The sequence below is a fragment of the Brackiella oedipodis DSM 13743 genome (genome assembly GCF_000621025.1).
GTDB lineage: Bacteria > Pseudomonadota > Gammaproteobacteria > Burkholderiales > Burkholderiaceae_B > Oligella > Oligella oedipodis.
Genome location: NZ_KK211206.1, coordinates 327498 through 340427 on the forward strand (window position 1 = coordinate 327498; position 12930 = coordinate 340427).

Annotated in this window: 10 protein-coding genes; 4 read left to right on the forward strand and 6 right to left on the reverse strand. The window is 44.7% G+C overall.

Annotated elements, in window-relative coordinates; genetic code table 11:
* Positions 1 to 42: 42 nt before the first annotated feature.
* The 6 genes from cas2 to Q335_RS0108035 all read right to left on the reverse strand — a co-directional run bounded on the left by cas2 (position 43) and on the right by Q335_RS0108035 (position 8649).
* A complete protein-coding gene (cas2, locus tag Q335_RS0108010) occupies positions 43 to 366 on the reverse strand; it encodes a CRISPR-associated endonuclease Cas2 (RefSeq protein ID WP_038369680.1) in 324 nt (107 codons plus the stop codon).
* Positions 359 to 1273 carry a type II CRISPR-associated endonuclease Cas1 gene (gene cas1 / locus Q335_RS0108015; protein ID WP_028358170.1) on the reverse strand — a complete coding sequence of 305 codons (915 nt, stop codon included), beginning with the start codon at positions 1271 to 1273 and terminating at the stop codon, positions 359 to 361. The genes cas2 and cas1 overlap by 8 nt, the downstream gene beginning before the upstream one ends.
* 33 nt (positions 1274 to 1306) lie before the next feature.
* Positions 1307 to 4753, reverse strand: coding sequence for a type II CRISPR RNA-guided endonuclease Cas9 (gene cas9 / locus Q335_RS0108020; RefSeq protein ID WP_051532411.1), 3447 nt, complete (start codon positions 4751 to 4753; stop codon positions 1307 to 1309).
* A 459-nt stretch (positions 4754 to 5212) separates the two neighbouring features.
* Positions 5213 to 6043 (reverse strand): SDR family NAD(P)-dependent oxidoreductase, encoded by an 831-nt coding sequence (locus Q335_RS0108025; protein WP_028358172.1) that lies wholly within the window; start codon positions 6041 to 6043, stop codon positions 5213 to 5215.
* Positions 6044 to 6136: 93 nt separating this feature from the next.
* The gene (locus Q335_RS0108030) at positions 6137 to 7294 is read right to left on the reverse strand and encodes a glycerate kinase (RefSeq protein ID WP_028358173.1); all 1158 of its coding nucleotides are present in this window, start codon (positions 7292 to 7294) and stop codon (positions 6137 to 6139) included.
* On the reverse strand, positions 7291 to 8649 hold the full coding sequence (locus tag Q335_RS0108035; protein ID WP_028358174.1) for a GntP family permease: 1359 nt from the start codon (positions 8647 to 8649) through the stop codon (positions 7291 to 7293). Before Q335_RS0108035 ends, Q335_RS0108030 begins: the two co-directional genes overlap by 4 nt.
* Before the next feature lie 132 nt (positions 8650 to 8781).
* On the opposite strand from Q335_RS0108035, the gene dapC reads away from it, so the two are divergent.
* Genes dapC through prmB form a run of 4 tightly spaced genes read left to right on the forward strand, consistent with a single transcriptional unit; the run spans position 8782 to position 12879 of the window.
* Complete coding sequence (gene dapC / locus Q335_RS0108040) at positions 8782 to 9978, forward strand: succinyldiaminopimelate transaminase (protein WP_028358175.1); 1197 nt, start codon at positions 8782 to 8784, stop codon at positions 9976 to 9978.
* 23 nt (positions 9979 to 10001) lie between these two features.
* Positions 10002 to 10823: a 2,3,4,5-tetrahydropyridine-2,6-dicarboxylate N-succinyltransferase gene (gene dapD / locus Q335_RS0108045; RefSeq protein WP_028358176.1), complete on the forward strand. Its 822-nt coding sequence runs from the start codon at positions 10002 to 10004 to the stop codon at positions 10821 to 10823.
* A 7-nt stretch (positions 10824 to 10830) separates the two neighbouring features.
* Positions 10831 to 11970 (forward strand): succinyl-diaminopimelate desuccinylase, encoded by a 1140-nt coding sequence (gene dapE / locus Q335_RS0108050; RefSeq protein WP_028358177.1) that lies wholly within the window; start codon positions 10831 to 10833, stop codon positions 11968 to 11970.
* 9 nt (positions 11971 to 11979) lie between these two features.
* On the forward strand, positions 11980 to 12879 hold the full coding sequence (prmB, locus tag Q335_RS0108055; RefSeq protein ID WP_028358178.1) for a 50S ribosomal protein L3 N(5)-glutamine methyltransferase: 900 nt from the start codon (positions 11980 to 11982) through the stop codon (positions 12877 to 12879).
* Positions 12880 to 12930 lie beyond the last annotated feature (51 nt).

Consider the following 12930-nt stretch of genomic DNA (forward strand, 5'->3'; position numbering starts at 1 on the left):
TACATAAGGCTTTTGGGGATTTTCGTTTGTATAAAAATCGATTTAAAAAAGCAAAAACTGATCTGAATTGACCTTTTTTTCGTCAGTACTTAATGTACCAACCAGAATTTCCATAGAAGCATATTGTTTTTCTGTGACTTCTAAACAACGAACTGATCCTTCCTTGGGTAAGTTCTGCCTTAATCGATTATGGTGCTTACGTGTAGCTTCACGTCCCTTCGTTAATCTGGAGTATACGGATAGCTGCAGCATTTGATAACCGTCTTTAATTAAGAACTTTCTGAACTGATTAGCTGCCTTGACTTGTGCTTTTGACTTTACGGGCAAGTCGAAGAAAACGATAATACGCATAAATGGCTCACTCATAGCTGTGTTCTTTTAGATAAAGGATTTCAGGGAGGGTTAACTTGGCCTGCGTTTTACTTATATACGCTTGTTGCAAATGGGATATGGTTTTATCAATGGCATTAAGCACACTTGTGGTTTTATTATCCCAGCTCAGTTGGTAGTGTAATAATTGGATGAGTCTTTGCTTAGCAACAACAGTTAATTCCTCATCTATTTTTTCTTTTACACATAACGACCAAACATATAAATCTACTAAAGGTCTAAATGGCTCAATCATGTCATCGGCTAAATTAAAACCATTTAATTCATTACTATGATTTAACCCTAAGCTAGGATGATAGCCATAGCTAACCAGGGATCTAGCTACTGCAGAGCGTAGTATAGAGTAACCGTAATTTAAATAAGCGTTAATCACGTGATCGAGTTTTCTAGTAAACTCTCGAAAAAAAAGCGATTTAAAATAAATCGCTGCAGCTCTTGCTTCTATATTTTCTTTATCACCAGATTTGACTTGATTTGCCATGGCAAATAGATATTTAGCTTTATCTACTTGCTCAGCATAGACCAGTACTTGTGCTTGATTTTTAATCTTCGATTGCACAATTTGTTGCCATATACGTTTTTTTGTGGGGGCAGTGGCTTCTATTTGAAGTTTAAGTATTTTTAGTGGGCGATGATACTGCTGGAACGCTAACCATTGCCCACAGGGTAAGAAATTTTCATCACAAGTGAGTAGTGTGACATTATTTTTAGCTAAGGCACTTAGCAAAGCGACAGATAATGTCACACAATTATTTTCTATGACGATAACGGCTATATCTTCAATCGGAACATGAAACGTCTCTAACTCTTGCTCAATCCTTAGTTGTTGATTGCGCAAGCATAAATACGCTTTTTGAGTGATGAGTAGAGTTCTCCAACTCATACCTGCTCCTATGAGACTCAATAAAAAAGTGAATCAATCTTTTTTCTTGCTCGATTTACTAAAATCCAACCTTTTTTCATGTTTTACTTCAGTTATTGTATGGCCGAGGACGTCAATCTCGCACTTGATAATTTCCTTTGCCATTGTTGTGATACTGAATCGAAACGTACCAGATTTATCTCCCTCTCCATTCGTAGAACCCTTATCATGTTTTGCCAGTGTAAAACTTCGTCTATCTCTATCAAAGCCTACGTAATAACCGAAGATGTGATCACCAGTTTTGGGCACAATTTTAATCAAATCATTTTTAAAACAAGAAAATTGAAACTCAGCTGATTCATCCATAAGCTCCCAATCATTTTCCGACTTTTTACTATTGACACCTTTATTAGGCAATATCCCCTTAGCTACCTGCCACGCATAAATAGGAACACCATAAAAGGACTCACCTTTTTTAAAGATGTCCACCCTGACCATCTTACCATTATTAGCTACCCCTTTTCTAATACCTACTCCTGATTTTGGAGTAACTAACAACCGAATGGACTTTACTATTGGACCTGTAGGCATACCATGATTATTCAATTTATGCACGGGTGCTTCTTTAACTTCATTAAGTTTATTTTTTATTTGAGCTTCTTCATCCGTATTTTTAGACTCATTTAGAGCATTAACTAAATTTTCAATAGTTTCAAGACGATCCTTCAAAATTTGGTAAAATTTTGGTTCCCGATCTTTATTAACGAACCTCTCAAGATCAGACTTAGACAAATCATTAATTGATTTTTTAACTGTGCTGAGTCCCTCTTTGAGTCTTTTAGCAGATCGAATAGTTGCTTCATGCCCCTCACCGGTTACCACTCTTCTAGGCATTCGCGAGACGAATAATGGTTTAATAGAATCTACATCCAAATATTGATCTAAAACTAATTTTCTGTAGGCGGGGATCTCCTCCTGAGGATTTTCTCTAAAAATACTCGCTAATACCTCTGATCTAAAACCGTCCCATGGTTTAGGAAAATGCACTCGTTTAACTTCACCCGTGACTGGATCGGTGGTCTCAAGACGCTCGTTAGCCTCTTTACGTTTCATATAGTTGGTGATGCGCTGAATAAATGAAGGCGTAGTACACGCCACGACTACGGCATCCATAGCATGATGACGAGCGTTAGCTTCACGATCTTTAGCTAATCCCCAGCGGCCTCTCAATAGTGAAGTCACTCGACCATTCGTAGTGAGCACGTTATTCTCTTTGCTGCTTTTTAATAGTAAATTTGCCTTAATAAAGTCACGCAAATAAATCGCAATATAGCGAGTATCATTAAGATTTCGCGCTTTCCATTCATCTTCTTTAATCTCTTTAGTCAACAAGCGCTGTTTCTTTAAATAAGACATATTTGAACCATTAACTAACGCTACATATGTTTGCCAGCGCGCACTATCATGCTCTCCGTCTAAGTATTCATAAGGGGTTCTATTACCTTTATTCTGATTTTCAGATCCCATTACAAGTACTTTGTTGTTAAAACTGTCATCCCACGTACGACTAAATGGCAGTGCATGGTCAATCTCAACATAGCCTTTGTCTAAGAGTTGATTCAACTCTATAGTCGTTCCGCTATACAAGCATTTGCCTTGTTGCTGCTCGTAAAGACGCATTTTAAGCAGATCACCACCATTTGGTGATACACCAAATCGTTTTTCGAATTCCTCTTGAGCAGCTAGTTTTTGATTGCGATTTTCCTTTTGATGATCTTTAATTTCTTTTCTTTCTTGAAATGATTTACCTAAATCTCGTCCCGTTTCGATAATAACTTTGGTCGGACTACCATAGCGTCTAATAATGGCATTGATTACTTTGCGCGTTTGACTAACGGCACGTGCCACCACCGGGTTGCGAATTACATCATTTAATACATTTTCTTCGCTATCCATAGGCGGCAAAAATTGTTTTAGAAGCCTTTGAGTGCTATTGCCATAATGACTACCATAAACCTCTTTGCAGGCCTCATCATATCTCATGCCTTCTTCAAGATACGGCATGATTTTCTTAATCATTTTGAGAGAAACATGTAAAAACTTAGTAAAACTTAAATTTTTCTGAAGGGCATTAATGGCTTCAGGAGATAGATGACTTTTTAGTTCTTTACGGATAGCTTTATCAGTTTTATAAATCGTAAACGTCGTACCAATCAAATCAAGTAAGTCTGGATTGTTTTTGATTGCCTCCCACTCTGAATCTAATGTCTTTCCTAGCGCCTTACGTATAGCATGATAGGACTTACACTCCATGAAGGTTTCTTTTTCAGCGTCTTTAATTACAGTCTTCGTTTTTTCTTTTTGTGTATCTTGCTTGTTTTTCTTGCTTTTTTTCTTGCTTTTGTAACTCGCTAAATTAAAGCGACTATTTTCATCCAAACCTAAGGTTTTACGTACTTGAGAAAATGTAAGGCTTGTCAACTCAAAAGGTAACTCTTTTAGTTTGTCTCGCTCTTCAGGTGTTAACTCTCGAGATACACCGTTTGTGATGATTTTAAGATTAGCCAGCTTAGTAAGCCAGGTAAATCTTTCTGCCGTATAGGTGGCTTTGGCTGCACGTTTTTCTCCGTCTTCGAAGGTACAAGGCCCCACCATTTTAAGTAATGCATCATCTGACAATGCAGGTTTTTGCCACGTTAAGTAGTCATCAAAGGCCTTTTCAAGTGTTTCATTTGCGTATGGGTTTTTAGAATTACGTTGGTTTTCAAAGAGTGACTGAAGTTCTTTTTGTAGGTCTTCCCTAAGAAATGTATGCTGATAGCTACCTGCTTGGTTTCTTATTCGACCAGACTCCTTAGCAAAGGTGTTGACAGCTAACTCTGCGGGTGTTCTGTAGTTACCATTAGCTAGTTTTTTATGGTTTTCTGCTGTACCTGCTAAAAGTTTACCAGTCTCCTCATCTGCTTTCGCCTCGCTTTTGCCTTGTGACAGATACCCTCTTCGCTTAATTAAATGTAAAAGTACCGCCGCCCATTCATGAGATTTTAGCTTATGGTCTAGACCTTTGACACGTAAGTCCCATACCGTATTACCAGGAGCATTATCAGGCCTATTGGCCACAAAATCATTACCATCCGGATTATTATTAAGGTCATTTGGTTGCAAGACCCCGTGCTCAATTAAAGTCTGCCGAGCTAAGTCAAGTCGCTTGACACGTCTACCAATCCGACGCCGCTGCCCCCTAGCCGTACGTCTGGCCAAAGAGAGAGAGTCACCTTTTTTAGTTTCCGCCTTATCAAATAATCTCACTCCACGATCAATAAGCGCTATCGGTTTATCTTCCTCATCTAGTGCTAGCACCGCCCACCCAATACTCGCTATGCCAATGTCTAAACCAATCACATAATCAATCTCTTTTTTTAGAATCTTAGGATCATGAGGGACAAAATCAGGCGTTTGTGAAAAAGTATCTGTAGCTTGGGGGATGTCATTATTGTTCATTTTATAAGTTCCATTTGAATGGTTAATATGGCTAGCGGAAGGAAAAATTAGGATAGAAGATTAATCATTAGCAGCTGCTAATTTAAAACACCATGCTATACAGTCCTATTATTACATAAATTGATACTAATTATTGAAATATTGACCTTGATTAAGCTATTAATATTTAAAAGAAATTTATATTTATCAACAGCATTTCATGCTTATGTTAGATATATCCTTTTGTTTAATGATTGCAGAAGCTAATCATTGTTTTTATTTTATTTAATTGACTTACTCAAAAACACTTGCTTAATTTATAAGTAAAGACTATAATGAGTACTTATTCTTAGTTGTAGCACTACAGAGTGGAATCCGTTACTACAATAAAAGAATTACTTGTGAAGCCCTGCCCCTATTAGCATCTGCTATTAGGGGCATCTTCTTTTCTACTGCCTAATTTCTTACGTCAAAGTCCCCCTACATCCCTCCTGTTAACCCGCCCGTACACAGCACGGTATGGCCACTCACATAATCCGACTCTGGAATACACATCAAATACACCGCATTGGCGGCTTCTTCAGCGCTACCGCCGCGGCCAAGTGGGATCACGGTTTCGTACATCGCTAAAGTATTGGATCTGACACCTAATTTAATTTCTTTGCCATCGATGTTGGCGGTTTCGCCAGCATTTAAATCGCCCGTTAGGCGGGTTTTAATCAGGCCGAAGGCTACGGCATTGACATTGACGTGATAGCGGCCCCATTCTTTGGCGAGGGTTTTGGTGAGGCCTAGGATGCCGGCTTTGGCGGCGGCGTAGTTGACTTGACCCGCATTCCCAAACACTCCTGAAGTCGAGGAGATATTGACGACTTTTCTTTGGATATGTTTGCCCGCTTGGGCGTCGGCGAGGGCTTGTTGCTTGAAAATCGGTTGCGCGGCGCGCAGGATTCTAAAGGGTGCGGTCAGGTGGCAATCAATGATGGCATACCATTGCTCATCGCTCATCTTCTGGATGACATTGTCCCAGGTGTAGCCGGCATTATTGATGATAATGTCCAAGGCACCGTATTCGTCCATGGCGGTTTGCACAAAACGCTCTGCAAAATCGGCGGCCGTCACATCGCCATTGCAAGCCACCGCTTGCCCACCGGCCTCGCGAATTTCTTGTAAGACTTGGTTGGCATAGTCTGGATCGAGATCATTGACCACGACTTTAGCGCCTTCGCTCGCAAGTTTTAGGGCGATGGCTCGGCCGATGCCACGCCCCGAACCGCTGATAATCGCAACTTTGTCCTGTAATTTGCTCATTGCTTTGTCTCCTTTTCTAAAAAACATATCCAATGAGCATCAAGGATAGCGGTCATTTAGTCAACTAGCAGCTACCCTCATCCTGCCAGTGCTTTATGTGTTTAGTTGCAATTTTATAAGGGCGGCAATGTGTTCGGCGCTGCGTTCAAGATTGCTGGCCGTATTGGCGAATAATTGTTCGCTCTCGCAGAGTTGATCAATACTGGGAATCACGGCACTAAATCCAGCGGCGAGCAAATCCCCTACGTCTTGCCCCACGCTACCGGTAATGGCAATCGTCGGTACCTGATAGCGTTGTGCCAAGCGCATGAGTTCAAAAGGCACCTTACCCATGCCCGACTGCTTGTCCATTCTGCCCTCGCCCGTAATGAGTAAATCTGCTGTTTGCAGTTGTGCTTCAATATTGATGAGATGCATGATGTGTTGCGCACCTGCTTCGAGTTTTGCACCCAAAAAGGCCTGCAGCGCAAAGCCCAGTCCACCCGCTGCACCGGCACCGGCGTGGTGGCGGACATCCTCATAGCCATGGGCACTGGCGCAGTCGGCAAAATGACCTAATGCGCTATCTAGACGCTGCACCATCTCTGCTGTAGCGCCTTTTTGTGGACCAAAAATAGCGCTGGCGCCTTGGGGACCACATAGAGGATTGACCACATCGCAGAGCACGGTCAATTCAAGATCTTGTAACGTCTGAAGTGGTGCATAGTGTTCGAGTTCACGGCGCTCAGGCAAAATCTGGTGGACTTGACTAAGCGCGGCACCACCTCTGGCTAAGTCTCGCTGCTCGGCATCTTGTAAGCGCCAGCCGAGGGCTTGTAACATGCCGGCGCCTGCATCATTGGTGGCCGATCCACCAATGCCCAAGACGATACGGCGTACGCCTTTGTTGACAGCATCCTGGATCATTTGCCCCACACCATAGGTCGAGGTAATGAGTGGATTTCTGTGTGCACCGTGTATGAGGTGTAGGCCAGCGGCTTGCGCCATTTCCATCACAGCGGTGTGATCTGGCAGCAGTCCATAGTGTGCGCTAATCGGTCTGCCACAGGGGTCTTCTACGGTCACCTGTTGCCAGGTGCCGTTCAGGGCATGTACTAATACTTGCATGGTGCCTTCACCACCATCGGCCATGCCCAAGCAGCAGTACTCTGCCTCGGGATAAATCTTGGCAAAACCTCTTTGGATGGCACGCGCCACGCTGAGCGCATCGAGGCTTTCTTTGAAGGAATCAGGGGCGATGACTATTTTCATAAAAACATAAGGCTAAGGAGCCAGATAAAAAACATCATGATGACGCCTTGCAAGGCGGTGACCACAGTTATGGTCCGAAAGCATTGGGGTGCGCTCATTTTACTTAATTGGGTGACCGCCCAAAAGAAACTATCGTTTGCATGGGAAATTGTTAAGGCACCGGAAGCAATCGCCATGGTGACGAGGACTCGAGCCATGTCTGAACCCATTCCTAGGTCATTGAGTAAGGGTTCTACAATGACCGCGGCGGTAACCATTGCTACGGTGGAGGAACCTTGCGCGGTTTTAAGGGCAGAAGAGACGACAAATGGCATAAATATCCCTAATCCCATGCTACTGAGCGTCGTCCCTAAATAATCACCCAAAGGACTGTTTTTGAGGACGGCCCCAAGCGCACCGCCCGCGCCTGAAATCAGAATAATCGGCGCGCTCACAGTTAGACCTTTGACAATGGCTTCATTAAGGCGTTGCATGACGGGGTCTGTACCATTGCGCAACAATAAAAGCGCAACAAATAAACCAATTAATAAAGCGATCAAGGGTTGACCCAAAAATGCCACCACATTAGCCAATGACCCTTGTCCCAATGGATGGCTGGGATACGCCGCCACAGAGGCAACAGCGATTAAGATAATCGGTAATAAAATGGGTAAACCAGCCATAAAAGGGCTTGGCAAGTGATGAGCGGCTGGATGGGCTAATTCTTCTTCAATATCCTCTGGCTCCGTGACGGTTTCTTCTAAATCGGGTGTCTCTTTTAAAAAGCGTTGCGACCAGAGCCAGGCGACGAGCACGCCGGGCACCGAAATTAATAGACCTACGCCAATCACCAAGCCCATTTGACTGGTCAGTCCTAGCGTACCGGCAGCGGCGATCGGGCCCGGTGTTGGCGGCACCAGATTATGCGTCACATATAAGCCACCCGCAAGCGCTGTACTCAGGGCTAAGGCCGAGACGCCAAGCCGTTTGCTCAGGCCGTTTTTGAGGGAATTGAGAATCACAAAACCTGAGTCGCAAAAAACCGGAATCGAAACAATGGCACCCACGATGGCCATGGCTAGGGTTGGGTAGCGCTTACCCATGAGTTTCACGACCATATCAGCCATCACAATGGCCGCCCCCGTTTTTTCTAGGATCACGCCGATAATAGTGCCCAGTACGATAACAATGCCAATATTACCGAGTAAGCCACCAAACCCGGTCCCTATGGTTTTGGGGATGTCGGTCAAGGGAATTTGATAATAAAGGGCTGCAAATAAAGACGCGAGCAATAGCACTAAAAAGGGATGCCATTTTAAGAAGGAGGTCGCCACTACAATAAAGGCGATTAAGAGGATAAGACCGATTAAAATCATAAAGGGATACCGTAATGTTATGAGACTACGCCGTGCGAATGCACTCATAAGACAGGCGAGTCTTGCATCATGTAAAATGTAACACTTATTGTATTCATATATGCCTGTGCTGTGCCACAAAATTGGAACGTTATGAACCCGAATTTGCAATTGCTCAATCCTTACCCTTTTGCCAGACTCAAATCGCTCCTGGGCGAGGTTCGTTGTGCTGAGCACTATGATTCGTTTATTGATTTATCGATAGGTGAACCCAAACACCCTGCGCCCGCGCTGGTCAAACACGCCATTGCTGAGCATCTCAATCAGCTCAGTCATTATCCACCCACCAAGGGTAGCGATGAGTTACGGCAAGTGATTGCCCACTGGATCGCTCAACGCTACCACATCCCTACCCCAGATGCTGAGCGTCAAGTCCTGCCTTGTCTCGGTTCGCGTGAAGCCTTGTTTGCTTTTGCGCAAGCCATGGTCAATGGTCAATCTGGCGATCGCTGGGTGGTTTGCCCTAATCCCTTTTATCAAATTTATGAAGGGGCCGCGCTGCTGGCGGGCGCAAAACCATATTATGTCAATGCGGACAGCAATCGCAATTTTGCACCGGATTGGCAGTCGGTACCCGCAGAAGTGTGGCAAAAAACCGATTTACTCTTTATTTGCTCTCCCGGTAACCCCGCAGGCAATGTGATCGACCAAGCGCAATGGCAGCAATTATTTGCATTATCCGATCAGTATGGTTTTGTGATTGCAAGTGATGAGTGCTATTCTGAGATTTATTTTGAGCAAGCGCCTATCGGGGCTCTGCAAGCTGCCCATGCATGCGGTCGCACGGACTATAAGAATATTGTCAGTTTTTCTAGTTTATCGAAGCGCTCTAATCTACCGGGTATGCGATCTGGTTTTGTGGCGGGTGATGCCCAGTTATTAGAGCAGTTTTTGTTGTATCGAACCTATCATGGCAGTGCCATGAGTGGCGTTTTTGCCAAAGCCAGTATAGCCGCCTGGCAGGACGAAGCGCATGTGCGTGATAATCGTCGTCTTTACCAAGAAAAGTTCAAGGCAGTATTGCCGATTCTACAACCCTATCTAGATGTACGCTTACCCGATGCCTCTTTTTATCTTTGGGCGGGGACCCCGTATGATGATGAATCATTCGTACGCGATTTGTACCAACAGTGCAAGGTGACCGTCTTACCGGGGAGTTATTTAGCCCGTACTGCACATGGGGTCAATCCTGGACATCAGCGCGTACGCATTGCCTTGGTGGCCTCGCTTGAGGAATGCATAGAGGGCGCACAACGCCTAGCCGATTTTGTAAAGCAAAGAATTGACTAATTTATTTTATTGAAGGATATATTATGAGCCAATGTTTACAAAACACGATTGAAAACGCTTGGGATAACCGCAACCAAATTAATTTTGCGGATCCCGCTGCTGAACTCAAAGACGCGGTCCAAACGGCTTTACACGGCTTAGACCAAGGTCAATTACGTGTCGCCGAAAAAATTGAGCACGAATGGGTGGTTCATCAGTGGCTCAAAAAAGCCGTCTTATTGTCGTTTCGTTTGCATGAAAATGCGATTATTGACCAACCTCCTCTCCAATACTTCGACAAAGTCCCCCTCAAATTCCAAGACTATCGTCAGGAGGACTTTGAAAGAGGTGGTTTCCGGGTAGTCCCCAATGCAGTCGTGCGTCGTGGTGCTTTTATTGGCAAAAATGTTGTACTCATGCCGTCTTATGTCAATATCGGTGCCTTTGTGGATCAAGGCACCATGGTCGATACCTGGGCGACGGTGGGCTCTTGCGCGCAAATTGGAAAAAATGTGCATTTATCGGGCGGTGTTGGCATTGGCGGTGTCCTCGAACCCTTACAAGCCAATCCCACCATTATTGAGGATAATTGCTTTATTGGCGCCCGCTCCGAGGTGGTAGAAGGCGTTATCGTCGAAGAAAACTCTGTCTTGGCCATGGGCGTGTTTTTGTCGCAAAGCACCAAGATCTACAATCGTGAGACCAAAGAAATCACGTATGGTCGTATTCCCTCTGGTTCTGTAGTGGTGCCAGGGTCTCTACCGTCAGAAGATGGTACGCATAACCTTAATTGTGCGGTGATTGTCAAGCGTGTCGATGCCCAAACACGCTCCAAAACCAGTATTAACGATTTATTACGAGCTTAGTAGGTCAATCACCATGTCAGCGGTTGTAGATTTAGCCTGCCAACTTATTGCTCGCGCCTCAGTAACGCCTGAGGATGCGGGCTGCCAAGACTTGATTGCGAACTTCCTCGCGCCACAAGGTTTTCAAGCCGAGTCCATGCTTTTTGCCGATACCAAAAATCTCTGGCTCCGTCGAGGTCAAACCAGCCCCGTGCTGGTCTTTGCCGGTCATACTGATGTTGTTCCTACGGGCGATCCCCAGGCTTGGACGCACCCACCGTTTACACCGACTATTGCCAATGGCCAATTATATGGACGTGGCGCTGCCGATATGAAGAGTTCTGTCGCGGCGTTTGCGGTAGCCGCACAAGAATTTGTGCAGCAATTTCCAGAGCATCAAGGTTCGATTGCAATGCTGCTCACCTCTGACGAAGAAGGACCGGCCACGCATGGGACGGTCAAGGTCTGTGAAACGCTGCAGGCGCGCGGAGAAACACTGGATTTTTGTATTGTTGGTGAACCGACCTCAAGTCAAACCTTAGGCGATGTGGTCAAAAACGGCCGCCGTGGTTCTTTAAATGGCAAATTAACGATTCAAGGGGTACAAGGCCATGTCGCCTACCCGCACCTTGCCAAAAACCCGATCCATCTAGCACTCAAAGCGTTAGATGAGTTGGTGCACACTGAATGGGATCAAGGCAATCAGTATTTTCCTGCAACGACGTTACAAATCTCTAATATCCACGCAGGTACGGGGGCAACCAATGTGGTACCAGGCTCTCTAGAATTGCTTTTTAATTTTAGATTTTCTTCTGAAGTGAGCGCCGAGCAATTACAACAACGGGTGGCGTCGGTGCTTGAGCAGCACGCGCTAGATTATACAATCGATTGGACGCTGAGCGGCGAGCCGTTTTTAACCCCTAAAGGGCGTTTAAGTGAGGCGGCCAGTGCGGCGATTTATGAACAAACAGGCACCCAAACAGAGCTGTCAACGACCGGTGGGACTTCCGATGGTCGTTTTATCGCTAAGCTTTGTCCCGAGGTGATTGAACTCGGTCCGCTCAATGCCACAATTCATCAGGTCGATGAACATATCCCTGTCGATAGTCTTGAACCGCTCAAGAATATTTATTTTTCTATTCTCAAAAAACTATTAGTGACTGCCTAAGAGTACAACATGAATCAATGTCAGGATTTGCATACCGTCAACGATTGGATTCGCTACGCCTATTCACGTTTTAATCAAGCGCAATTGAGCTTTGGTCACGGCAATAGCAATGCGTGGGACGAGGCGGTCAATCTCGTCCTAAACCGTTTGTCTTTACCCTTAGATCAATTGCAACCGTTTTTAAATTGTCGTTTAGTTCAAGAAGAAAAAATGCAGGTTCTGGGTCTGATTGAAAAACGCATTGCCACACGCCAACCCCTACCCTATTTGACCGGCGAAGCTTGGCTCCAGGGCTACCGTTTTATTACCTCAAATGATGTGATTGTGCCGCGTTCGCCAATCGCCGAACTTCTTGTTGAGAAATTACAGCCCTGGGTCGCTGATCCCTATAGCGATATGCGGATTCTGGATATGTGCACGGGTTCAGCCTGTTTGGCGATTATTGCCGCCATGGAGTTTCCGAATGCGCAGGTCGATGCGGTTGACATTAATGAAGCGGCTATCGCGCTAGCTCAACAAAATATCGCTGAGTATGAATTGCAAGACGATATAACGCTTATTCAAAGTGATTTATTTGAGCAGTTAGCCAATAAAGTCTATGACATCATTATTTGTAATCCACCCTATGTCAATGCCCAAAGCATGCAGAATTTACCCCCTGAGTATCAGCATGAACCGGCGCTGGCCTTGCATGGCGGTACTAAGGGCATGGATCTCGTCCAAAAAATCCTGCAGCAAGCGCCAAAGCATCTCACGGATGATGGCTTTTTAGTCTTAGAAATTGGTCACGAGATAGATTTTTTCACAGAAGTTTTTCCGCAATTACAACCTATCTGGCTCGAAACCGCCAATAGTGATGATCAAATCATGCTGCTACAACGTTCGCACTTGCTTGAAGCTTTTGCCTAACCAATAGCATTTAAAAGCAGTTAACAGCACTTAACAGCAATCAATATAAAA

Coding starts and splice junctions, on each gene's coding strand:
- dapD (WP_028358176.1), top strand. CDS start 10,002: ATGAGCCAATGTTTACAAAACACGATTGAAAACGCTTGGGATAACCGC.
- Q335_RS0108030 (WP_028358173.1), bottom strand. CDS start 7,294: ATGAAAATAGTCATCGCCCCTGATTCCTTCAAAGAAAGCCTCGATGCG.
- Q335_RS0108025 (WP_028358172.1), bottom strand. CDS start 6,043: ATGAGCAAATTACAGGACAAAGTTGCGATTATCAGCGGTTCGGGGCGT.
- Q335_RS0108035 (WP_028358174.1), bottom strand. CDS start 8,649: ATGATTTTAATCGGTCTTATCCTCTTAATCGCCTTTATTGTAGTGGCG.
- cas1 (WP_028358170.1), bottom strand. CDS start 1,273: ATGAGTTGGAGAACTCTACTCATCACTCAAAAAGCGTATTTATGCTTG.
- dapC (WP_028358175.1), top strand. CDS start 8,782: ATGAACCCGAATTTGCAATTGCTCAATCCTTACCCTTTTGCCAGACTC.
- cas2 (WP_038369680.1), bottom strand. CDS start 366: ATGAGTGAGCCATTTATGCGTATTATCGTTTTCTTCGACTTGCCCGTA.
- prmB (WP_028358178.1), top strand. CDS start 11,980: ATGAATCAATGTCAGGATTTGCATACCGTCAACGATTGGATTCGCTAC.
- cas9 (WP_051532411.1), bottom strand. CDS start 4,753: ATGAACAATAATGACATCCCCCAAGCTACAGATACTTTTTCACAAACG.